25 protein-coding genes are annotated in these 20,595 nt (G+C 68.9%); all 25 read right to left on the bottom strand.

Annotated features, from left to right (window positions below):
- Nucleotides 1-127 precede the first annotated feature (127 nt).
- Nucleotides 128-2,533, bottom strand: a complete 2,406-nt coding sequence (locus J5226_RS12945; protein WP_215834927.1) for a hypothetical protein — start codon at nucleotides 2,531-2,533, stop codon at nucleotides 128-130.
- The gene (locus J5226_RS12940; RefSeq protein WP_215840268.1) at nucleotides 2,533-4,179 is read right to left on the bottom strand and encodes a D-Ala-D-Ala carboxypeptidase family metallohydrolase; all 1,647 of its coding nucleotides are present in this window, start codon (nucleotides 4,177-4,179) and stop codon (nucleotides 2,533-2,535) included. Before J5226_RS12940 ends, J5226_RS12945 begins: the two co-directional genes overlap by 1 nt.
- A gap of 12 nt (nucleotides 4,180-4,191) precedes the next feature.
- Nucleotides 4,192-4,890, bottom strand: a complete 699-nt coding sequence (locus tag J5226_RS12935) for a hypothetical protein (protein WP_215840267.1) — start codon at nucleotides 4,888-4,890, stop codon at nucleotides 4,192-4,194.
- On the bottom strand, nucleotides 4,890-5,342 hold the full coding sequence (locus J5226_RS12930) for a GNAT family N-acetyltransferase (protein WP_215840266.1): 453 nt from the start codon (nucleotides 5,340-5,342) through the stop codon (nucleotides 4,890-4,892). Before J5226_RS12930 ends, J5226_RS12935 begins: the two co-directional genes overlap by 1 nt.
- Nucleotides 5,342-5,890: a DUF6445 family protein gene (locus J5226_RS12925; protein ID WP_215840265.1), complete on the bottom strand. Its 549-nt coding sequence runs from the start codon at nucleotides 5,888-5,890 to the stop codon at nucleotides 5,342-5,344. Before J5226_RS12925 ends, J5226_RS12930 begins: the two co-directional genes overlap by 1 nt.
- Entirely contained in the window at nucleotides 5,887-7,290 is a 1,404-nt protein-coding gene (locus tag J5226_RS12920) for a packaged DNA stabilization protein (RefSeq protein ID WP_215840264.1), read from the bottom strand. Before J5226_RS12920 ends, J5226_RS12925 begins: the two co-directional genes overlap by 4 nt.
- A complete protein-coding gene (locus J5226_RS12915) occupies nucleotides 7,287-7,706 on the bottom strand; it encodes a packaged DNA stabilization gp4 family protein (protein ID WP_215840263.1) in 420 nt (139 codons plus the stop codon). The genes J5226_RS12920 and J5226_RS12915 overlap by 4 nt, the downstream gene beginning before the upstream one ends.
- Complete coding sequence (locus tag J5226_RS12910; RefSeq protein WP_215840262.1) at nucleotides 7,707-8,084, bottom strand: hypothetical protein; 378 nt, start codon at nucleotides 8,082-8,084, stop codon at nucleotides 7,707-7,709.
- A 78-nt stretch (nucleotides 8,085-8,162) separates the two neighbouring features.
- On the bottom strand, nucleotides 8,163-9,392 hold the full coding sequence (locus tag J5226_RS12905) for a P22 phage major capsid protein family protein (RefSeq protein ID WP_215840261.1): 1,230 nt from the start codon (nucleotides 9,390-9,392) through the stop codon (nucleotides 8,163-8,165).
- A gap of 15 nt (nucleotides 9,393-9,407) precedes the next feature.
- Complete coding sequence (locus tag J5226_RS12900; protein WP_215840260.1) at nucleotides 9,408-10,268, bottom strand: hypothetical protein; 861 nt, start codon at nucleotides 10,266-10,268, stop codon at nucleotides 9,408-9,410.
- An 8-nt stretch (nucleotides 10,269-10,276) separates the two neighbouring features.
- The gene (locus J5226_RS12895) at nucleotides 10,277-12,379 is read right to left on the bottom strand and encodes a portal protein (RefSeq protein WP_215840259.1); all 2,103 of its coding nucleotides are present in this window, start codon (nucleotides 12,377-12,379) and stop codon (nucleotides 10,277-10,279) included.
- A complete protein-coding gene (locus tag J5226_RS12890; protein ID WP_215840258.1) occupies nucleotides 12,379-13,782 on the bottom strand; it encodes a terminase family protein in 1,404 nt (467 codons plus the stop codon). Before J5226_RS12890 ends, J5226_RS12895 begins: the two co-directional genes overlap by 1 nt.
- 4 nt (nucleotides 13,783-13,786) lie before the next feature.
- The gene (locus J5226_RS12885) at nucleotides 13,787-14,575 is read right to left on the bottom strand and encodes a hypothetical protein (RefSeq protein WP_215840257.1); all 789 of its coding nucleotides are present in this window, start codon (nucleotides 14,573-14,575) and stop codon (nucleotides 13,787-13,789) included.
- A gap of 2 nt (nucleotides 14,576-14,577) precedes the next feature.
- Entirely contained in the window at nucleotides 14,578-14,964 is a 387-nt protein-coding gene (locus J5226_RS12880; protein ID WP_215840256.1) for a hypothetical protein, read from the bottom strand.
- Nucleotides 14,964-15,422 carry a hypothetical protein gene (locus J5226_RS12875; RefSeq protein WP_215840255.1) on the bottom strand — a complete coding sequence of 153 codons (459 nt, stop codon included), beginning with the start codon at nucleotides 15,420-15,422 and terminating at the stop codon, nucleotides 14,964-14,966. The genes J5226_RS12880 and J5226_RS12875 overlap by 1 nt, the downstream gene beginning before the upstream one ends.
- 5 nt (nucleotides 15,423-15,427) lie before the next feature.
- Complete coding sequence (locus J5226_RS12870) at nucleotides 15,428-15,901, bottom strand: lysis system i-spanin subunit Rz (protein ID WP_215840254.1); 474 nt, start codon at nucleotides 15,899-15,901, stop codon at nucleotides 15,428-15,430.
- Complete coding sequence (locus J5226_RS12865) at nucleotides 15,898-16,191, bottom strand: hypothetical protein (protein WP_215840253.1); 294 nt, start codon at nucleotides 16,189-16,191, stop codon at nucleotides 15,898-15,900. Before J5226_RS12865 ends, J5226_RS12870 begins: the two co-directional genes overlap by 4 nt.
- Nucleotides 16,191-16,619 carry an N-acetylmuramoyl-L-alanine amidase gene (locus J5226_RS12860; RefSeq protein ID WP_215840252.1) on the bottom strand — a complete coding sequence of 143 codons (429 nt, stop codon included), beginning with the start codon at nucleotides 16,617-16,619 and terminating at the stop codon, nucleotides 16,191-16,193. Before J5226_RS12860 ends, J5226_RS12865 begins: the two co-directional genes overlap by 1 nt.
- A gap of 12 nt (nucleotides 16,620-16,631) precedes the next feature.
- A complete protein-coding gene (locus J5226_RS12855; RefSeq protein ID WP_215840251.1) occupies nucleotides 16,632-16,868 on the bottom strand; it encodes a hypothetical protein in 237 nt (78 codons plus the stop codon).
- Between the two features lie 265 nt (nucleotides 16,869-17,133).
- Entirely contained in the window at nucleotides 17,134-17,622 is a 489-nt protein-coding gene (locus J5226_RS12850; protein WP_215840250.1) for a hypothetical protein, read from the bottom strand.
- Nucleotides 17,619-17,960, bottom strand: coding sequence for a hypothetical protein (locus tag J5226_RS12845; RefSeq protein WP_215840249.1), 342 nt, complete (start codon nucleotides 17,958-17,960; stop codon nucleotides 17,619-17,621). Before J5226_RS12845 ends, J5226_RS12850 begins: the two co-directional genes overlap by 4 nt.
- Nucleotides 17,957-18,547, bottom strand: a complete 591-nt coding sequence (locus J5226_RS12840) for a hypothetical protein (protein WP_215840248.1) — start codon at nucleotides 18,545-18,547, stop codon at nucleotides 17,957-17,959. Before J5226_RS12840 ends, J5226_RS12845 begins: the two co-directional genes overlap by 4 nt.
- A 187-nt stretch (nucleotides 18,548-18,734) precedes the next feature.
- The gene (locus J5226_RS12835) at nucleotides 18,735-19,964 is read right to left on the bottom strand and encodes a helicase RepA family protein (protein WP_215840247.1); all 1,230 of its coding nucleotides are present in this window, start codon (nucleotides 19,962-19,964) and stop codon (nucleotides 18,735-18,737) included.
- Entirely contained in the window at nucleotides 19,961-20,452 is a 492-nt protein-coding gene (locus J5226_RS12830; protein ID WP_215840246.1) for a hypothetical protein, read from the bottom strand. The genes J5226_RS12835 and J5226_RS12830 overlap by 4 nt, the downstream gene beginning before the upstream one ends.
- Nucleotides 20,449-20,592 carry a hypothetical protein gene (locus tag J5226_RS12825; protein ID WP_215840245.1) on the bottom strand — a complete coding sequence of 48 codons (144 nt, stop codon included), beginning with the start codon at nucleotides 20,590-20,592 and terminating at the stop codon, nucleotides 20,449-20,451. The genes J5226_RS12830 and J5226_RS12825 overlap by 4 nt, the downstream gene beginning before the upstream one ends.
- Between the last annotated feature and the right edge of the window lie 3 nt (nucleotides 20,593-20,595).

Here is a 20,595-nt window from a genome sequence, read left to right as displayed (position 1 = left end):
GCCGGCGCCGCGGGGCGCCCTGGGCTACGGGTGCGTCATGGATCAGAAAAAGGACTGGCTAGACCGGGCTCGCGAGCCGAACACCGGCTCGTGGCAGGCGGTCGGATTCGTGGCCGCTCTCCTACTGTTAGTTGCCTGTGCGGGCGCCATTGCTTTCGCGGTACTGCGCTTCTAGCTGATCCGCGGCCTGGACTAGTTCCGCGTCACCTTGCCGCTGGCCAAGAGCGCGCAGAGACTGAATCGATGCGAGCGCAGCGCCCGCAGGAACCGCCGTCGTGTTTGCGAGCCAACGCACAAAATCAGGGTCGGTCAGCTTTCCGCCCAAGTAGCGAGCGACGGCGCCGCCGCCGATAACGCCGCCGGTGGAAATGAGCGTCGGGTCGAACATGGAAGCAACAAGGCTGCCGCCGTAGGTCAACGCTGCGGCCCTGTCGGCGGTTCCCGACGGATTCGCGTAGACCCTCGCGCCTTCCTTGATGTTGCTGGCGACTCGCGCGACGCGATCCATGTTCGCGCTGAAGTCCTTGCCGTAGCGATCGAAAAGCGCGGCCCGGGCTTCCTTGCTGAGCCTGTTCCAGTTGGTCATGAACGTGGCAGCGCTGAACACGTCGCCGGCCGCATCTTGCCCGCCCGGAGTGGCCAGGCCCATGCGCTTGATAACCGAGGCGGTAACAGCGCGCTGCCCTTCTTTCGGCAGCGACTGCATCACTGCTCGCAACGTCGTGCCGCCGTCGCGCGTTCCGCTCAGCGCAGCGTTGAACACCGCCTCGGGGCCGCCGTTCTTGTCCACGACGTGCACGATCGCGTCCATGCGGCTAATCAGGTGCTTGGTGTAGTTGTTGGCCCGCGTCCAGGCGCGCACGGCTTCGGGGCCGGCCTCCTCCGCGGCGACGCGCATGTCCTGCGCGAGCGCACCATATAGCGCGCGCCACTTGCTGCGCGGGACGTCGGACATCAGCCCCGCGTTTTCGATTTCCTGCCCCACCAGCGTGCGCAACTTCTTCAGGGCCTCGTAGGGCAACTTCCCGTCGGCCTTGCCGTTCAACAGCGCGAAAATCTCGTTGTCGATCTCCGGCTTTCCCATCTCCGGGTACGGCACGAATTCGATGGGCTTCTGGCCCAACGCGGTGCGCAACACGTTCTTGCGCTGGATCTCGGCCGCAACTTCCGTGTTGATCCGCGCGATGTCATCGGTCTGGGCCTGCAGCGTGCCGCGCGCGTCGTCGATCACCTGCGGCATGCCCGGCCGGGTGCCGACCGCCTCTGCGCCCCAGGCGTCGCGCTGTAGCGCGCCCTCGATGTTGCGAATCCGCGCGTTCTGAAACAGCGGCGACAGGTTCGGCGCGCCGGGGATGGCCGGGTTGATCTCGGGCAGCGCGCGCTCGGCGTTCGTGATGCCGATGCGCTTGGCCGGGTCGATCTGAGCGTCCAGGGTGTCATACAGGCGCGTCTGCACCGCCTTGGTCTGTTCCTTGAACCCGCCCTCGCCGGTGATGCCGCGGTCGATCGCGCGGCCGGCGCGCTCGGCGCTGGCGCGCGGCGACAGCCGTTCGGCCGCGGCCTGCAGGCCGGCGCCGATGTCGTCGGCTTGGCCCTCGGCGAAGCGGTTGACCACGCCGGCGCTGGTCGGGAACTTCGACAGCAGGTTTTCGCCGCCCTGGATCAGCGCGTTGCCCGAGGCCTGGCCGACCGAGGGCGTGGCGCCCACCGCGGCGAAGTCGTCGATGGCCTGCTGCATTCCGGCGCCGGAGCGGCCACGCACCAGGCCGCGTAGGCCAGCGGCGCCGGCGGCGGCCAGGCCTGCCGGGGTGAGCGCCCCGGCCAGCCCGGCCAAGGCCTGCCCGCCAGGGCCGAATCCGGCCTCGCGAGCGGCGCCGGACGCCAGCGCGCCGCCGCCGGCCGCGATGGCCTGCTGCACCGGCTGCGCGGTCAGAAAATCCCCCATGCGGGCCAGGGCGTTGCCGGTGGTCGGCGCCGCGGCAGCCGCGCCCGCGCCGCGCGCGGTCTGCAGGAGCGTGCCGGCGCCCATCGTCAGGGCTTGGCCGGTCAGCGCCCGGCCAACGTCGCCGGCGACGCGCTCCTCGGCCGTTTCCGGCTTTGGCACGCCGATCCCGTCCAGGATCATGTCGGAGACGTCGCGGGCGCGGGCCTGGCGGGGAAAGTAGCGCTCACGCTGCCCGGTGATGAGCGAGTTCGTCGTGGGGCCCTTCTCGCCCAGCCAGTTCACGCCATCGGCGATAGGGTCGTAAAGGATGCCGACCAGGTCCGCAGCGCCTTCGACCACGTTCCTAGTACCGAGCCCCAGCACCTCGCGAACGAAGCGCTGGCCGGCCGTCCGCTGCTTCGGCGCCGGCGCGGCGCCAGTGCGATCGGTGGACGACACGCCCGCGCGGACGTCGTCGAAGGCGCCCGCAGGCGCCGCCAGCGAATCGCGGGTGGTGGCGTAGGCCTGCGCCAGTCGGCGGGCGTCCTCGACGTTTCCGGCCGCGTCCGCGGCGCGCAGCGCGGTTTCGATCTGCTCCAGCGTCGCCATCAGCGCACCCCGTACTTGCTCAGCAGGTCATCGACACCGCCACCGGCCGCGGCGCCGCCGCTGGCGCGTGCCGGCGCGGCCGCGGCGGCCGTGGGTGCCGCGCTCAGCTTGGCGCGGACGATGCGGTCGATGTTCGCCAACTTGTTCGCGCGCGCCTGCGGCGTGTCGGTGCGAGTCGGGACCATCTTCAACAGCAAGTCCTGATCCTTGTCGGTGAAGGCGCCTTCGCCGGCGCTGCGGAAAAGCTGCTTGAGAATCGGCGCCATCGCGGCGACGGCGCCCTCGGCGGTCTGCTGCCCGGTCGTCACGGCGGGCAGGCGGCCAAGCAACGGCCCGGTCTCGGTCCCGGACAGGCCTTCGCGCAGGCCCTGCACGGCCGTTTCGTACATGCGGAGCGCGGCCGAGCGGTCCTGTTGGGCGTTCGCGCGCTCGGCCTGATTCTTGGCCGTCGCCTGCGCGCCTGCCGTGGCCGCCTCGCGCCGGGTGACCTTCTCGGTCATTGCGTCGTAGTTCGCCAGGTCGGCGGCATTGCGACCGGCCTGCTCGGCGTAGGTACGTTCGGCCGGCGACTGGCCGACGCCCAGCTCGGGGCGGCCCGAGGCGCGCGCAGCGGCCGCCCGCGGCGGCAGTTCAAGGTGAACGTGGTCGCCCTCGTCGATCGCTTCGAACCCCTGGCGCCGCGCTTCCGCGATGAAGGCGGCCTTCTGGCTGCCGTCGACGACGAAGTCCGCCGCGGTCCCGCTCAGGTGTTGGCTGTTCGGGACGCCGCCGACCTCGCGATTATGCTGCGGCGAGCGCGTGGTGCTGGTGATTCGCGTGCCCGGGAAGGCGCTCCCCAGCGCGGCGAAGGCCTGGCCCATGTCGGCCGGCATGGCGATGGGCGTGGAGAGATTCGACGCCGCGCCAGCGCCGCCGGCCGCCGGCGCCTGGCCGGGGTTGAGCGCGCCAGCGGCCCCCAGCGGGGCGAAATCGCCCGTCGCCTCGTCGTAGACCTCGACCGCGCCGGTGCGCGGATTCTTGCGCACCATGCGCTCGCGGCCGTCGGGGCCCTTCATCAGTTCGAAGCCGAAACCGCCGGTTGCGGCGCGGCCACGCATCCCGAGCGCTACCTGGGCGGCCTGCTGGTACTCCGCCGTGCCCGGCGCATAGCCGGCAGCGCGCGCGGTCATGTCCAGCTCGCGGAAGCCCGTGGGCGTACCCTGCGCGCCGAGCGAGGCCTGCACCAGCGCCTGCGCGGTCTGGTCGATCAGCGACGCCGTTTCGGGCGTGTAGGCCGGCGGCGCGTCGGTCATGCCGAAGCGGCGCATGGTCGGGACCATCTGCTGATAGAGGCCGGCGCGCGCCTGCTGCGGAGAATTGACCAGCACGCGCGCCATGTTGAACAGCGTCTTGTTCCGGCGCTCTTCGTCGAAGGCTTCCTGCTGGCCGAGCTGCTGGCCGTACTGCACGCCGGCGCCGGCCTGGACGGCCTCCATCTGCCCCAGCAGCGCGTTGCGCGCCTCGGGCGCGGCCTGGAAGGTCTGCTGCGAAAGCGCGTTGAGCTGGTTCTGGCGCTGCTCGCCCTCGCGCTGCAGGCGCTGGCGCGTGCCGAACTCCCAGCCCTGCTGCATGGCGCCCGGGATGTCGGGCAGGAGAAGTTGTGCCATTTTCGCGGCCCCTTAGCCGTAGCGGTACTTGGGAATCTGGATTTGCGGCGTCTGCAGCGCGATCGGCTGCCGCGTCACCGCGCCGATTTGGTTGTTGCTGCCGTAGGCGGATTGGCGGTTCGCCATGTACTGGCCGGCCAGGCCGGTCAGGCCTTGCAGGGCATTTCCCATGACGTTCGCCTTGTTGATCGCCGCATCCGAGCCGGCCTGACCCTGCGCGCCGTACAGCCCGGCCATCGCGTTCGCGTTCTGCTGGCCGAGTGCGCCCGCGCCGGTGGCCGCGTTCTGGCCCATCTGCGCCAGGCCCATCAGGGCGTTCCGGTAATTGCCGAGCTGGCCGGCCGCCAGGTTCTGGCCGAAGCGCATCAGGTCGGCATCGGTGCCGCCGCTACGCAGCCCGCCGCGCGCAGCGGCGGCGCGCAGCAGCGCGTTCGTCCCCTGCTCCTGCGCGGCCTTGTAGTCCGGCGCGTTGTAGAAGTCCGTGTAGTTGCCGTCGTTGACGGCCTGCAGTCGCATCAGCGCGTTGTTGCCCGAATTCAGATACGGCGTGATGTTCTGCTGGAACTGCTCGCGCGCGGCGCGCTGCTCGGCCAGTCCGGCGTCGGCGGCGCGGCCGCTTGCGCGCGCCGCGTCCTTCGCCCCCTTGTTCGCGATCATGGCGCCGCCGACGGCGCCGACGGCGCCGATCGCGGCTGCGGTTACGACGCCCATTAGTCGATCCTCTTGGTAAAGCAGGTTTCGGAGTGCGCGTAGCCCAGCCGCTCGTACAGCGCGGCCGCCTGCGGCGGGGAATTGACCAGGTGCAGCATCTGGACCGAAAACGCGCCCGCAGCCTTTGCGGCCGCATCCACGGCAGCAAGCAGGGCCTTGCCGACGCCGGCGCCCTGCGCGGCTGGATCGCACCACCACATCACCTCGTGGGCCGTCCTGTACGCGCCGTTGAACATGAAGGGCGCGAGCACCAGGCCGACCATGCCGACCAGGCGGCGGCCATCGTCGGCGACGAGCAGAATTCCGTTTTCCTGCATCAGCCGCGCGATCGCCTCAACGGTGACGGGACAGAACGGGATGCCCGCCGCGGCGTAAGGGGTGCTGGGATAGAAGTCCGCGCCCATGCCGACGATGGCCGGGATGTCGCCGGCCTCGGCCTTTCGAATGTCCATCAGGAACCCCGCAGATTGAAGAACGCCACCGCGATCAACCGACCGTCCTCGGGACCGGCGCCGAAGGCGGCGAAGGGGAAGCGGCTGTGGAACAGCGCGCTCTCGTAGATCACGGCGCGGTTCATGCGCAGCTCGGCCAAGTCGATGCGGCGCCAGGCCTCGGGCCGGTCCCAATCGCCCTTGACCTGCTCCCACAGCGCGACGTCGCCCGGATCGAGCCGATGCGCGCCGGTGGCGCGGTGCCGCCAGAATGCGGTCCCGCCGTCGCCCTCGCACAGGTACAGCACCAGCGCGTGCGTGCCGAACCCGATGTCGCTATGAACGGCGGCGTTCGGCAGCTCGCCGCCGAAGTTCAGACGGAATCCGGTCAGCAGCATTTCGACCGGGCCCACCGCGGCTTCCAGCGCGGGCACGAGTCCAGGCACCTCGGTGATGCAGACGCGCCGGTAGGTCTCACCGTCCGGCGCCTGCACGTCGGTGTACGGCGAGCGCAGCGCGAGCGCGCGCACGGCCTCGCCGTCGGGCAGAAAGTTGTCGACGACGATCACGACCGGCCCCCGCTCGCCTTCCACGCCGCGGCGATGATGTCGCGCTTCGCCGGGCTGCTGATGCGGACCTTCCATACCCGCTCCCGGGTCATGCCGAGTTGTCGAAGCTCAACGGTGCGGCGGTACTCGCCGGCCTGGCCGATGGAGACCATCGCCGGATCGCTCCAGTTGTGGCCGCCGTCGTCGCTGTAGCTGATGCTGCAGAAGTGATCGGACACGCCGACGTCGGCGCGGCCCACGTCGATTTCCAGGCGCACGCCGTCGACGATGATCGGATTGCCGTAAGCGTGGCTGACGGCGGTGACGCGCTCGGCGACCAGCGGTGCGCCGTCTTCGGTCATTTCGTCCCAATCCAGCTCGTAGAGCTTGCCGTTCGAAAAATCGCCGCCGTACCACTTCCGGCGCCACGACGTCAGCGTGTTGAGGCGCCAGCGGTTGAGGCCGAAGGACTGCATCCGATGCCATTCGCCCGACAGCACGTCGTAGCCCCAGGTGTGGCCGTCCGGGAAGGTCAGATAGAAGACCTTGTGCCCGCGGTCTTCGAACACCTGGGCGAAAGCGTTGGACCAGTTCAGGCCCGAAATGGCCTGCTCGATCGCAGACGTGCTAATTCGCACAGGCGAATTGCCCTGCAGGCGGTACACGTTGCCGTCGTTTCCCAGCCAGTAAATCGAGTTGTCCATGCGCGCGCGGGCGTGCGGCGCGGCGCAACCGATGTCCATCGTCACGCCGCGCACGCGCTGAAAGGTGCCGGTTTCGGCACCGGTGTTTTCGAAGAACTCACCAGTGCGCTCGCCGAACACCAGCACCAGGTCGCCGTACACGATGGCGGTCACGACCTTGTCGGGCTGGGCCTCCGCGTCCTGGCGGTCCAGCGTGCTGTACTTCGTCGCCTGGTTCAGGTCGCTGATGAACCAGAACCGGCCGAACGGGTCGACGCCGATGATGTAGCCGTCCATGTAGTCGACGACGTAGGAACCCGGGAACGCCGCGGACGTGATCGGCGACAGCGCGCCCACCGCGGTGTTGTAGACGTAGCCGGACTGGCCGTTGACGATCGCGATTTCGTTGCCGGCCTCGAGCTGGTTGTGCGCCATCCCGACGCGGCCCACGCCGGGAATGGTGCCCAGGACGGTCGTCGTCTTGTTCGTGTTGACGCGGTACAAGGTGCGACCGGCCACCATCAACAACAGGCCTTCGGCGTTGTGCGCGCCGCGCACGGGTCGGTTCTGCGTCGCCACGAACTGGCGATAGCCCGGCGCGCTGCGCAGAATCCACTCCGACTTGCCGCCCGGCCGCTCGGCCTTGAGCGGCAGTAGGTTGACCGTGTCCTGGCAGGAGAACGGGCGCGTGTCGTCGCGGTACGCACCGCCGACGATCTGGACGGGCTGCCAGGTCATTGCCGCGGCCACCGGCCGAGAACGCCGTAATGGGCGCCGCCGTCGCCCTCAGCCGTAGGCAGGTCGTCGCCGTGACGGATGGGAGAGAATCGCAGGACGTCGCGCGCCAACGTTTCCAAAAAGTGCTCGGCGCCCTCCTTGACGTCCGGATCGAGTTCGGCGCCGTAGCCAGGGCGCAACACCACCGCCAGGTTGTAGCCGACGCCTAGCTCGGCCTCCGGCGGCAGCGGCAGCGTTTCGGTGATGTCGGTGACATCGATCCACCCGACAGCCAACCCCTCGCCCTCCCAGGCGCGCATCATGAGGTTCAGCATACGCAGCGCGTCGCGCGCAGCCTCGGCCGTTACGGGCTGCCGCGGGTCTTGCACGCGCAGGTGCCGCAGCGCGTCGCGGATGATGTCGGCGACCTTGGACACTTACGCGCCCTTCGCCTGCTTGCCCTGGCCCTTGCCGGCCTCCTGCGCTTCCTTGGCCTTCTGCTCGGCCTGCTGGCGCTTCTGCTCTTCCTCGGCGGCCGGGCGGTCGGCCTCGACCTTCCCCGCAGGGGCGGCGCGCTCGGCTTCGGCGCGAGCGGCGGCCACTTCGGCTTCGGCGCGCTTCTGCTCTTCCTCGGCGGCGCGTAGCGCGGCTTCGATGCGTTCCTGCTCTTCGCGCGCGGCCTTGTGGGGGTCTTCGCCGGCGCTGAAATAGCCGGACTCGCGGGCGCTGCGTTCCTGCGCCTCGTCCTTCACGATGATGTTCTTTGCCGCCGGATCGCCGCCGACGTAGAGCATCTTGGGGTATTCGATGAGCATGACGCGCTCCAAAAAAGACGGGGCGCCCGAAGGCGCCCCGAGTTGGTCCCAGGCAGGGGATCAGGTGAACGGGCCCTATTACTGCGCCACGCGCGAAGCGTGGTTCCCGCGCACGCCGGCGAAACCCCACCACGCATCGATACGGGTCGCGCTCGACAGGTTGGAGAAGTTGCCGCCGGTCTGGACGGTGAAGCGGATGCCCTTGGCGTTGAACTGGTAGCCCTCGCAACCCGCGACCACCGGGGGTGCCATGAACGCCGCGGTGAAGGCGTCGCGCTGGTACATCAGGTTGTTGATGAACGACTCTTCCGCATCGCCCACGAACGCCAGCGCCGCGCCGTTCGCCGGCAAGGCGCTGACGGTCTTGTTGGGGAACGCGGCCTTGATGTCCGGATAGATCGGAAGTTGCGCCGTCGCGGCGGTGGCGGTGACGTCCGCGGTCACGACGAACTGTTGCAGCTCCGGGAACACGTCGCCGGTGAGCGGATGCGAGCGGAACACGCCGGCGATGGTGAACACCTGGCCCTTGAGGAAGGTGTCGCCGTTCGCCAGGCCGCCGATCACCAGGGCGCTGCCGGTCTGGTTCGCGCCGCTGACCGTCACGCCCGCCACCTTGTTGCCGTTGGTGGTCGCCGGCAGGTTGACGCATTCGTGGAAGTTCGACTGGCAGGCGCGGCCGATGTACGACTCGCGGAACTGCTTGGCGATGTCGTCGTTCGGATTGAACTGCATCTTGGTGGAGTCGACCAGCTCGGTGTTGACGTCGGTCGAAATCAGCGTGTCGCGCGGCGACCCCGGCGCGAGGCCCTTCTGCATCAGGGCGCGAGCCTGGTTGAAGGTCTTCATGGTGGTCGGGATGGTGCCGGGGATGCCGACCAGGTTGGGCGTGGCGAGAACCGCGGCGCGGATCAGGCTGGCTTCGATGGTCGCGGTCAGGCTCGACAACTGCGGCTTGAGCACGCGGTCGCGGTAGTCCTTGCGGCGCGGGTCGGTGGCATCGAGCTTGAACACGGCTTCGAACGCGCTGATGTCGACCGCCGTGTGCTTCTGGTTGTCGATGCGCAGGGTGACGCGCTTTTCCTGGAAGTCGGCGACCGCGCCGCCGCCAGCGAGTTCGACGCCGTCGTACACCGGGCTGACGCCCGGCACCATGATGCTGACCTCGCTGCCGACCTTGAAGCCGTTCGGCGCCTTGGAAAACTCGTCCTCGCGCGAGCGGTTGATGCCCATCAGGAACGGGCACGACTCCTCGAGGACCGCGGCCACCTCGGCCGCGAACATTTGCTGGGTGGAAAATTCGTTCGCCATGATGGCTCTCTCCGATTACTTGAAGCGGGCCGCGCGAATCGCCTCGACGCGCTCCTCGTCGGTCAGGTCGGCTTCCGCCTTCTTGACCGGCGCGGAGCCGCCCGCCGAGGGCGGCGGCGGCGGCGCACTGGTGGTTTGCTTGGGCTTGGGAGGCTTCGGCGCGGCGCCCTTGGCGGCGAGCTGGGCCTCGATGCGGCCGATCGCGAGCACCTGCTGCAGAGGCGCCAGCGCGGCGATGCGCGCGGCCTCCGCCGGGTTCTGGCCCAGGTGGTAGGCGATCTGCGGGCCGATGTCCGACTGCGCGAGCGCGCCGGCCATCTGCGGGGTGACTTGCAGGTCGGGGTTCATCACGACGTCTTCGTAATCCGGCGTCGCCTCGGCGAAAGTCGCCTGGGCAGCCGCGAACCGGGCCTGGACTTGCTGCGCCGTTTCCAGCGCCTTGCCTTGCTGTTCCTTCGCGACTTCCTGCGTCCGCCGCCATTCGTAGACGGCGTCTTCGTAGGCGGCTTCGTCGAAGTCGAACTGTTCGCGCGTCGGGCGCGGGCCGGCAGTCGTCGGCTGCTGCTGGGGCGGACTCTGCGCCGGCTGCTGGCCCATAGCCTGCTGCCGCCAGTAATCGCGCTCCTGCGCTGCCTGGTCTGCGGCACGGCGGGCCGCGTTGACGTCGCTCCAGCGCGGGCGCTTGGCGCTGCGCGCCCCGGGCTGCTGGCCTTCGTCGTTGGTGGTGTCGTTCTCGGGTTGCGCGGCCTGGCCGCCTTCGGTGCCCGCGGCAGCGCCGCCGGCGTCCTGGCCGGTGGTCTGCTGGGGAGCCGGCGCAGCGTTGCCCGCCTCCGTCGCCGGGGTGGCGACAGCCTCGATTCCGCTCTCGGTGGTCATGGATTCCTCTACTGGATGGGCCCGGACGCATCCGGGTAGGGGTCAACCGCCATGCCGCCTTGTGCGAACGGCCAATCGGCGGGGGGTTCGGAAACGAAAGAGCCCGCTTGCGCGGGCTCTTCGAACATCGTCATTGCGTTGGCGCCGCCGGGATCGGGCGGCGCGCCCATCGGATCGGGCGACTGCATCGGCATGGCCGCGCCGGCGATGCCGGCAGCCATCAGGCGGTTTTCGATTTCCGTCTGATCGGCTTCGGCATTCGCCTTGCGCGCCTGCGCGGCATCCTTTTCGGCGCCGGCAACGTCCTTCGGATTCGGCTGCGGCGCCGGCGGCGGTTCGTCCTCCGGGCCGGGCTTCATCAAGTTGCCCTGAATCAGCAGGCGGCGCAGCGCTTCCAACAGCTCGCCCGAGTACGGCACGTCCATGTTCTTGATCGCGCCATAGAGCGCGATCAGCGCAGCCGGGCCACCGCTGTTCGCGAGCTGCATCAGCGCGTCGGCCGCTTCCTGGCGCAGCGTGGTGTAGCTCGGGCCGGCCTGCACGACCACGTCGTACTTAGCCAGCGACAGGTCGTTGATCGTGACCCATTCCTGGGTCTCGTCGTCGAACACCTGTTCGTTGATCGTCACCCACTCTTCGGCGCCGTCCTCCCCCAGGATGCGCTCGGTGCGCTCGGTGTCCATGATCTTGGGCACCAGGTCGACGAGCAGTTCGCCGACGAAGCGGATCGCGCGCGCGAGGTTGTCGGAATAGTCGAAGTTGGCGACATCCCCCTCACGCTGCAGCGCCAGGATCGCGCGGCCGCTCTGTTGGCCCTTGCGCGCGCCCAGCGACGGGTCGTACTGGCCGGTGATGGCCTTGATGTCGTCGCTGTCGATCTGCGCAAGCTGCAGCAGCGCGACCGGGAACGCCGGTGGCGGCTCCCGCGACGGCTTGCCGCCGGGCGTCTTGGGGTCCGGGTTGTACGGCAACCCTTCGGCGTCGCCCTCGCTGATGCTTTCCCACTGCGCCTCGTAGCCGCGCACATGCTCGGCCGTATAGAGGAACGGCGACTTGGGCTGCTTGGCGACCACTTCCGTCATGGTCGTGCGGTTGTAGTTGTAGAGCCGCTGGGCGTCCTTGGCGTGGCGAATCATGCCGTGCCAGAACTCCTTGCCGTCGATGTTGAGCAGGTCGCCCCACACCGGAACCAGCGGAATCCACTTCCCCAACCAGGGCGTCGGGCCTTCCAGCACGTCGCTGCCGGAAACGAGCGACACCTGCACCTTCCAGGTGTCCACGACGCGCTCGCGCACCATCGTGACCGGCTCGCGCGGTTCGGTCGCCAGGGTCTTCGGTGGCGGATTCGCAAGCTCGTCCTTTATCTTTTCGTACTTGTCGCCGTCGATCACCCGGCCATCGGACAGAAGGACGATCTTTTTCTTGACCGGATCGCGCTCCCAATACTCCGCGATCATCACGTCATCGGCGCCCCACCATTCGCCCTGGTCGATCTGACCGGCGTGCGCGAAGTCGACCGCGTCGGCCTCGGGAAAGCGACGCTTGAATTCCTTGCGCGAAATTCGCTCGGGCACGAAGGCGAACCCGCCATCGCGCTTGTCCTGCTCCTTCGCGCTCGGGTCGAAGTACACGCCGAGCGGGTTGCGCACCTCCTTGATGCGGATGTCCAGGTCGAACGACGAATCGTCCGAATACTCGGTCGTGAGCCGGATTACGCCAAAGCCGCCATTGGTCGCAAACCATCCCGCAGTGTCGTAGGCCTGGTCGGCGTGGCTCTGCGCCTCGATGTTGCGGATCAGGCCCTGCATGATTTCGCCGGCCCGCTTCGTGCCTTCCTTGGTCGCCTTGATCTTGATCTGCGGCCGGTTCTGGCGCAGGTCGTTGGTGACCTGCTTGGAGTGCTGACGAATCTTGTTGAATTCGTAGCACGGCCGGTTCTTGCGCAAGCGCCGCTGCTTGTGCCGCGCGTCCCACTGATTGCCCGGGATGAACCCGAACCGCAGGTCGTCCGCGGCATCCGAGCGCATCGTCGAATCGAAGGCGACAGCGCGCGAATACTGCTCGCGCATCGTCGCCATCTTGTCGGTGGTGCTGTCGGTCTTCGTCGTCATCAGCCGAACTCGGAGCGGAATTGCAGGGGGCGCGCGGCCTGGCTGGTTTCAGCGAAGCGGCGCATCATCAGGGCGTATCGGGTCGCGCTCAGCAGGTCGTCGTTCAATTTGACGATCCGGCCGTTTTCGCGGTGGTAGAGGCGGAATTCTTCGAACCAGTCGGACAGGTGCGCGAACACCTTGAGGCGGCCGGTTTGCATCCGGTCCAGCATTTCGGTCACACCGGCCTCGACGCCGTTGCCGCCGTCTTCGAAGGTCGCGCGCTCGGGCAACATGTTCAGCTTCTGGTCCCGGTACTGCTTCGCCAGTTCCTCGCCGCTGCCCTTGTCGTGCTGCAGTCCGTCGTGCGGCCACGCCCACGGCAGCCAGTCGCCCCAAGGGCGCAGCGCCGCGGCGTGAATCACCGGCGTCGCCAGCCGCTCGCGATACGCGGAGATGACGTACAGCACGTCGGCGTCGCGATCCCACGCCAGCCGGACCGCGCCGAACGGATGGTCGTAACCGAAGTCCAGGCCGCCGATCTGCACCCACTCGCGCGGAATCGCGAACGGCTGAACCGTGATCGCCGCTTCCTCGATCGGGAACACGCGACCACTGCCCAGCATCGGAATGCCCTTCGTTCGCGCCTCGCGCTCGTGCGCCGGATAGCTGGCGATGATCGCGGCGCGCTGCTCGGGGGTGTAGTGCTCGGCGTCCTCGATGGTCATGCCGACCACCTGCGAACCCGGCACCTTCTCCACGAGAAAGCGCTTAACCACGGTGGTCACGCCCTTCAGGGGCGTGAACGTCATGAAATTGATGCCGCCGGTCGCGTTCGTTCGCGTCAGCGCCTCGGTGTAAATGTCTTCGTCCGGCTCCTCATCGAGCCATACGAAATCCAAGGTTTCTGCCTGGAACTTTTCGCGGCCCTGGTCGTAGCTCTTGAAGGTCAGCAGACTTTCGTCGGCTTGGATGTCGCCGCCGCCGCCGTGCAGGACCACGACGGTATCGAGCGCGTCGGCCACACCGCGCTTTTTGGTGTACGACTTGATCGCGTTCTTCGGGATCGCGCCGGTGCCGATCGCGTTGATGCGACCGCACAGCACGCGCTGAACCGAATCGCGCGTCACTTCGGTGGTGACGCCGGCCGCCCAGCCCGCGACACCGCGATTCCAGGTCCGGCCCTCCCACCAATCGGGATAGCGGCCGCACAGGTGCATCGACGATTCGAAGCCGGCGCACCAGGTCTTGCCCAACTGGTTGCCGGCCATCAGCAGCCGTTCGCGGATCGCAGCGCCCAGCGCATGGAACTCGGCCTGCTTGGCATACGGCCGATACAGCGCCAGCCGGTTTTCGCGCCGGCGCCGAAGGCTCTCTTCTATCAGCGCGATCTGCTCGCGCTTTTCCGCCGCGGTGAGCGCCACGGCGTCAGGCCTCGATGGTCAGAACCCCCGGGCCGGCGGCCAGCGCAGCGTCGCCGAAGGTCGGGCCGCCCAGCACTTCGCCGACGAACACCTGGGTGTAAATCTCGCCGCCCACGGTGACGCTGCAGCGGATGGCGACGTGGCCGACGTAGCAGGCCTGGATCATCACCCGCGCTTCGCGGCCTTCGATGGAGGCGTCCGACATCGCCAGCGACTGCACCCAATCCATGCGCCACTCGGCCTTGTCGATCTGAACGCCCTTCGGCAGCGCGCCGTTGAAGTTCGCGACCAGGCAGCGGCGTTCGTTGGGAAACAGGCGGAAGCGATGTACGCGCGCGCGGTCGTAGGCCGAGACATACGCACGGGTAACGCGGCCGAACTCTTCGCAGCCGCCCTCGATTTCAACGGCGACTTGCATGACGAACATGACAGGAGCCTCGATGCGGAAGATTCGGCAACCATTGGCGGTCAACTCGCCTTCGGGCTCCGCCCGCGTCGCGCGCAGCGCTAGCGTTGAGCCCGCAGGAATGTCCGAGGCGTCCAGGTGATACTCGCCGTCGGCATCGATCGTGCGGATGACGGCGCCATTCACGATCACCTCGACCGGCGGTCGAAAGCTGCCGAACGACCACTCGTACCGAAGGTCCAGCGTGCCGCCGACTGGCGTCGGCCCCGGGTAAGTGACCGTGATTACCGGCTCTTCCGGCGGCAGCCAGAACTCGAACTTCCCTTGGCCGTCGTTCCAGACTCCGGACGGAGTCCAGTCGGCGCCACTATCCAGCAGGTTAGCCACGCTTAGACGCCTTGCTTGCCAGCGCGGTATCCGGCCCACGTCCAAGGCCCCTTCGGCGTGTACTCGAAAGGCCGTTCGAACCCTTCGAATGGATCGACGCCAGTGGCGCCAACACTCCATATCGGCTCGTCGTACTGCGCGCCCTCATCCGGCGTCAGCGCCACGGCTAGGCGGACCGCGCGCCCGTTGGTCGGGTACGACGGAACGACGCGGACCTCGTAGTTGTAGCCCGAGCCGCCAATTTCAGGGGCTGACATAGTCACGAGACCAGCATCCGACACCTGAACCGAAATGCCCTCGGAGCCATACTCACCCGCAGGGATGAGCTGACCACTGCGCCACACCTCGACCGCGCAGGCGCCGAGCGCGAAGGCGTTCTGCCAGGCCATTAGGCCTCCTGCGCCTGACGCGCAGCGAGCGCGGCGAGCCGCGCATCGAGCTGTTCGTCGGTGAGGCCGGCGAGCGGGTTCTCGGGGTCGTTGGCGTGCGTGATGTGATCGCCGTAGCGGCGCCGGTCCCACTTCGCCAGCAGCTTGATGCGGGTTTCCACGCGCAGCTTGGAGCGCTGGACCGCTTCCGCGTCGAACACCGGCCCGTTCTTGGTCATCACGTAGTCGTTCGTGCCGTCGTCGGCGATCCGCAGGCAGTCGGCCGCGATCGCATCGAACCCGTCGTCGCGCGCGGCCAGGAACTGCTCGTCGAAATCGGGGTAGCGGCTACGCCAGTCGCTCACGGTGCGGACAGCCGGCATCCCCTCGTCGCGGCAAATATCGGCCAGCGGCTCGCCCTTGCTCAGCCGCTCGATGATCTGCGCGGCCAGTTCGGGCGTGTAGGTGGATGCGGACATGTCGTTCACGGCTTGCGGTCGTCCAGGATCACGGCTTGCGCTGCCCGGACGTGGGCGTCGCATTCGTCGGCGATTCCAATAATTCGCGCCGCGCTCGCTCGCCGTAGTTCGGCGGCGTCATCACGGCCGACGGCGCCGGCATCGGCTCCGGGCACCGCGGCGGCGGGGCAGTCCCACCATGCGCGCAGGCGGACAGCACCAGCGCGAAGGTCACGGACGATGCGGTCGTGCTCAGCTTGCGCATTGGCGCGGTCCTGCTCGTATTGGCGGCCGATGTCGGCCAGGCGGCCGGCCTGGGCGCGCTCGGCGCTGCGGGCGGCCTCGGATGCGGCGGTCGCCGCCTTCGCGGCGTCTCGCTCGACCTTGACCTTTGCGGTCGCCGTCTGCTGCAACGCCAGCTTGTAGACGCCGACGCGCCAGGTCTGGACGCCGAAGGCGACTGCCAGCAGCAGCGCCAGCGCGGCCAGGGCGCGGATCACTTCGGCACCTCGATGCCGTGCAGGCGCAGCTCGTACTCGAGCCGGTCGACCGTGCGCTGCAGGGTGGACACCTTGTCCTCCGCGGCGCGGCGCTGCTCGCGCTCGCGGTCCAGCCCCTGCTCGAGCGCGACCATGCGCTGCTCTTGCGCTGCGATACGCTCGCCGAGCTGTTGCACCAGCGCATCGTTCGCCTTGCCCTCGGCGCTGAAGAACCGCTGCCAAGCTGCCTGGCCCAGCGCCAGCAGCAACCCGCCGGCGCCGACCGCGTAACCCACCGAATCGCCGTCCATCACTTCGGGTCCAGGCCGCGGGTGCGGCACCAGGCGCGCACGTCGAACGACGGGCACGCCTTGACGACGCCGGGGAAGTCGCGATGTCCGAGGATGTGCGCCTGCGGGAACCGGCCGCGCAGGGCGCGAAGCTGCAGCTCCAGCGCGTCGTACTGGCGCTCGTTGAACGTCGCCGCCGGCTTGCCGGTCGCGTCGACGCCGCCGATCAAGCAAATGCCGATGGTGTCGCGGTTGTGGCCCTCGACGTGCGCGCCGGCCTCGGCCAGCGGCCGGCCGGGCTCTACGCTGCCGTCGAGCGGGATGACGAAGTGGTAGCCGATGCCGGCCCACCCCTTCTCGCGGTGCCAACGGTCGATGTCGGCCGCGCGGAACGGCTTGCCGGCAGGCGTCGCGCTGCAATGGACAACCAGGGCGGTGATCGGTCGCATGGGGATTCCAGGTCAGGGCGAAACGACGGGGGATTCCAAGCGGCGGGCGCCGCAGCACAGCAGGTAATGCGCGCCGTGGCCGTCGGCGGAACCGAGGCCGAACACCTCCAGCCCGTTGCCGTACAGCACCAGTGCGCCTTCGCCCACGTCGCCGTACTCGCCCGCGTCGATCTTGTCGGCGACGCGGCGCAGCACCTCGGCGACGTTGTGCGGGCCGGGCAGCGGCAGCGCGTACAGCTTGGCGGTCATGGCGACGGCTCCAGAAACGCGAAAGCCCCGCGATCGCTCGCAGGGCTCGGGATGGGTCGATGCGGGCCGGATTGGCTGCCGGCTAGTGCGCTACCCGTGCCGGATTGCACCGGCTGGCTCGGCCAGGGTCTGCCGCCCGTCTAAGGGGTTGTGCGTGTCTGTCCACGCCGCCGCATCGGTGGAAACGAAAGCGGCCCGCCGGTGATGGCGAGCCGCAGGAACAATTCTTGACGATGGCAGGAATTTACACCTTGCTGTCCGACAGTCAAGAGGCGAGTTCGCGCCGCAGCCAGCCGCGGCCCTCGGCGACCGCCTCGCGGAACTGGCCGCGCCCCATTTCGAACGCGCGCGCCTTGTCGCCCTGCCCGCCCCGTCGGCAGTATTCGGCGCGGACGATCTGCCCCAGCGTGTCGTCGACGCGCTGCAGGCGGAGCACGGCCGCCTCGACGCGCGAGGCCTCGGGGTTCAGCACCGACCGGGCGCCACCGGTGGGTGCGCGCGAGCCGGCGACGCGGGTCTCGGTGAAGCGCACCGGGTCGCTGGCCCACTCCGGCCGGCCGCCGCGGACGGCACGGCACGCGCGGCGATAGGCGGCGTCCAGCCGGCGCACCTTACGGCCTGGCGCGAACTCGGCCGCACGGGCAAGCGGGCTCATGCCGCCCGGGCTGCTCGGCTCGTCCCACTCGCGCGGGCGATGCTCGCCGTAGGCCGCGCCCCACAGGCGCAGCAGGATTTCCAATTGATCCGGGCTCACCCTTCGTCCCTCCTCGTGATGGTGATTCGCGCCGCGTACTCGTGCGGCTTGCCGCGCTGCTGGTCGTAGTCCCAGCGGATGCGCGGGTCGTTGTCGGGGATGCCGTACCGGTCGGCGATGCCGTCGCGCAGCGCCTTGAACGCCGCCTGCAGGTTGTCGCCGTCCAGGCGCCGCGGCGCGATCCGGCACAGCACCACCGTGACCGGCAGCGGCGGCGTCGGGATGTAGCGCGCGGCGGCGCGGTTGGCCTTCGCGCGGCGGTGCCTGGCGCGCCAGTGCTCGCGCTTGTTCAGCACCGATTCGATGCGCAGCGGCAGGGTGACGACGGTCTGCGTCATCGGCTCCACTCCGCCGGCGCAGCGGCCGGCACCGGCAGCCAGCCGTGGCCGTGCGGTGGCTGGCTGGTTCGGAATTCGGGCTCCTGATCAGCGTCCTCGCCCTGGCGCGGCCGATACCAGCCAAACGGGCGAAGCGGCTTTTCCAGCTCGGCCAGCAGCGCATCCGCCTGCACCACAGCCTTTTTCGCGACCGTCTCCTCGTAGACGACTCCGCTCGCGAGCAGCCCCTGCATCGCCGCTGTGGCGATGCGCTCGCGGCGCTGGCGAGCCTGGGACAGGACGAAGATCGCCGACCGGATCGCCGACGCTTCCGAATCGCGCAGGTCCAGGTCGTTGTCGAGCATGTGCTGCAGGGTTTCGGAATGGCTCATGGCCGGTCGCTCCTGATGGAGGTTGCGCGCGCACGCGCGCGATGTCGGCGGATGGCGCGGCAGCAGCCCCGCCGCGAAGGCGGCCACGAAGGCGTTCTTCCGCTGCTGCTCGCGCTCACGCTCGGGGTGCCCGACGGGGAACCGCTCGGGCTGCGGATAGGCGTTGGTCATGCCGACGAGGCGGGCATCGGCTACGCGGTGCAGGCGATAGTTCATCGCGACCACCGTCCGACCGGTTTAAGTTCAAACCGGTCAAACCGGTCGCTTGCCCTGACCGACCGGTTTGGCCGGTATAAAGAACGTAGTTCTTTATACCGAGGCCCAAACCGGTCGGGGTCAAGGGGGCCCGGAGCCTGATAAACCGGTCGAAAACCGGTCTTAAACCGGTCGAAATGAACGGGGCTCATGCGTCCGCCAATGGGGTGACGAACCCCAGGTCAATGCGGACCTTCCTGGTGTTGACCAGGGTCTGCCGCAAATCGTTGAAGCGGTTCCGCGGTATGCCGGCCTCGATGCAGTTGTCGCGCCACGTCTCGATGTGAACATGCGCCTCAGACGGGTTCCGTCCGGCTCGCATCACATTGGTGACGTGCTCGGCGTGCAGCCGCAGCAGGATTTCCAGGGCTCGGGTTTGGTGCTTGCCGCGGCCCGGCGGCTGGCCTCGGCCGTGCGGCCGGCCGCCGCTTCGCTCTTCGCCTTCGTCTCCGGGCTGCGGCATTTCGGTTCGCCGCAGCACCGCCGACGTGACCATGCGGTCATCGTCGTCGACCAGGCCTAGCTCGACCTGGGCGAACTTGAACGCCATCGGCTGCGGGTGCTCGGCGTCCTTCATCTTGGTCGACTCCAGCATCGTGTCTCCGCCCTCGGTCCGGGTCATGCGGTACTCGGCGTCCAGCGCGCCGCGCAGCACCATCGAGCCGCGGGCCCGGTTCTTGTCGCCGTGGCCGCTGTGGTGGACCAGTGCGATCGTGGCCTGCGTCATTTCCCGCAGGCTGTCGCAGGTCGCGACGGCCGCGGTCATGTCCTGGGTGCTGTTCTCGTCGCCGGGGCCATAGTTGCGCGCCAGGGTGTCGATGACGATCAGCGCGGGCGCGCCGTAGGCAGCGACGAACTCGGCCACCACCGCCTCCAGCTCGGCGCGACCCATGCCGTCGGTCAGCGCGGTCGACACCGTCGACAGGAACAGCGGCGCCGCCTCCAGCGCGCAGCCGTTGGCGATTTTCCAAGCGCTGAACCGGCGGCTGACGCCGTTGCGGCCTTCGCCGTTGATGTAGAGCACCGGGCCCTGTTTCACGGGAAACCCGTTCCACTCGCGGCCGGTCGCCACGCTGGCGGCCCAGTCCATCGCCAAGAACGACTTCCCCGACTCCGGGTCGCCGAAGATCATCAGCAGCGAATCGCTCTCGACGATGTCGCGAATCAGCCACTTCGGCGCCGTGACGTTCGCCAGGAACTCGCCGATGGGCACGAACGCGAGGCGCGGCGACGCCGCTGCGGCAGCGGCCTTGCTCGCGTGCTCCACCGAGGCCCGCGCACGCTCACCGCCGCCGTACATGTTCGCCAGTTCCTCGTCGCGGTCGTCCGCGGCGTAAACCTGCCGTTCCGCTCGCGATTCCAGGTTCGACGGCGTCATGCGGCGGCCTCGCCGGACACGAACCGCTCGGACGGTCGCCACGGCTGCAGATCGCGCAGCACGGTGCGCGCGCCGTCGATGCGTTCGCGCGCCAGCGCCAGGCGCGCCGCGTCTTCATCCGATAGCGCCTTGCCCGCGGCCAGGTCTGCGGCGGCGATCGCAACGATGGTCGCTTCGAAGTCCAGCATTTCCAGGGCGGCGCCCCACTGCGCCTCGCGCGCGGCGCGGCGACGCCGGCGGCGATCTTCCGGCTTGTCCTTGTCGTCCTCCGGCGCTTCGGGGAACAGGTCGGCCAGCGTCAGGCCGACCGCCTGCACCACCGCGCCGGCCGGGCAGCCCGCGAAACAATGCAGCAGCAGGCGGCCGTCGTCGGACTCGGTGATGGACAGCTTCCGGCCGCGGCCGCCGCACGCGGGGCACAGCGCGCGCCAGCCGCGGCCGGACTTCTGGACCTTGTCCAGGCGTTGCAGGAGCACATCCGCGCTCAATCGCGCTGCTCCTTGGTCACGGGCTTGGGCTCGGCCGGCGTGGGTGTCGGCGCCGGCTGCGGCGCGGGCCGATACAGCGCGCGCAACGCCGCCACATGGTTGCCGGCTTCGCCGGGCTTGAGGGTCTTTTTCCGTCGCATCGG

It is taken from the genome of Lysobacter sp. K5869, from assembly GCF_018847975.1.
In the GTDB taxonomy this organism is placed as follows: domain Bacteria; phylum Pseudomonadota; class Gammaproteobacteria; order Xanthomonadales; family Xanthomonadaceae; genus Lysobacter.
This window is presented reverse-complemented; position numbering and strand designations above follow the sequence as displayed.

What these genes read in the sequence shown, in the direction of transcription:
- J5226_RS12875 (WP_215840255.1), bottom strand. Translation starts at nt 15,422, where the DNA reads ATGTCCGCATCCACCTACACGCCCGAACTGGCCGCGCAGATCATCGAG.
- J5226_RS12860 (WP_215840252.1), bottom strand. Translation starts at nt 16,619, where the DNA reads ATGCGACCGATCACCGCCCTGGTTGTCCATTGCAGCGCGACGCCTGCC.
- J5226_RS12880 (WP_215840256.1), bottom strand. Translation starts at nt 14,964, where the DNA reads ATGGCCTGGCAGAACGCCTTCGCGCTCGGCGCCTGCGCGGTCGAGGTG.
- J5226_RS12935 (WP_215840267.1), bottom strand. Translation starts at nt 4,890, where the DNA reads ATGGGCGTCGTAACCGCAGCCGCGATCGGCGCCGTCGGCGCCGTCGGC.
- J5226_RS12900 (WP_215840260.1), bottom strand. Translation starts at nt 10,268, where the DNA reads ATGACCACCGAGAGCGGAATCGAGGCTGTCGCCACCCCGGCGACGGAG.
- J5226_RS12845 (WP_215840249.1), bottom strand. Translation starts at nt 17,960, where the DNA reads ATGACGCAGACCGTCGTCACCCTGCCGCTGCGCATCGAATCGGTGCTG.
- J5226_RS12825 (WP_215840245.1), bottom strand. Translation starts at nt 20,592, where the DNA reads ATGCGACGGAAAAAGACCCTCAAGCCCGGCGAAGCCGGCAACCATGTG.
- J5226_RS12905 (WP_215840261.1), bottom strand. Translation starts at nt 9,392, where the DNA reads ATGGCGAACGAATTTTCCACCCAGCAAATGTTCGCGGCCGAGGTGGCC.
- J5226_RS12835 (WP_215840247.1), bottom strand. Translation starts at nt 19,964, where the DNA reads ATGACGCCGTCGAACCTGGAATCGCGAGCGGAACGGCAGGTTTACGCC.
- J5226_RS12945 (WP_215834927.1), bottom strand. Translation starts at nt 2,533, where the DNA reads ATGGCGACGCTGGAGCAGATCGAAACCGCGCTGCGCGCCGCGGACGCG.
- J5226_RS12940 (WP_215840268.1), bottom strand. Translation starts at nt 4,179, where the DNA reads ATGGCACAACTTCTCCTGCCCGACATCCCGGGCGCCATGCAGCAGGGC.
- J5226_RS12895 (WP_215840259.1), bottom strand. Translation starts at nt 12,379, where the DNA reads ATGACGACGAAGACCGACAGCACCACCGACAAGATGGCGACGATGCGC.
- J5226_RS12910 (WP_215840262.1), bottom strand. Translation starts at nt 8,084, where the DNA reads ATGCTCATCGAATACCCCAAGATGCTCTACGTCGGCGGCGATCCGGCG.
- J5226_RS12840 (WP_215840248.1), bottom strand. Translation starts at nt 18,547, where the DNA reads ATGAACTATCGCCTGCACCGCGTAGCCGATGCCCGCCTCGTCGGCATG.
- J5226_RS12920 (WP_215840264.1), bottom strand. Translation starts at nt 7,290, where the DNA reads ATGACCTGGCAGCCCGTCCAGATCGTCGGCGGTGCGTACCGCGACGAC.
- J5226_RS12865 (WP_215840253.1), bottom strand. Translation starts at nt 16,191, where the DNA reads ATGGACGGCGATTCGGTGGGTTACGCGGTCGGCGCCGGCGGGTTGCTG.
- J5226_RS12855 (WP_215840251.1), bottom strand. Translation starts at nt 16,868, where the DNA reads ATGACCGCCAAGCTGTACGCGCTGCCGCTGCCCGGCCCGCACAACGTC.
- J5226_RS12930 (WP_215840266.1), bottom strand. Translation starts at nt 5,342, where the DNA reads ATGGACATTCGAAAGGCCGAGGCCGGCGACATCCCGGCCATCGTCGGC.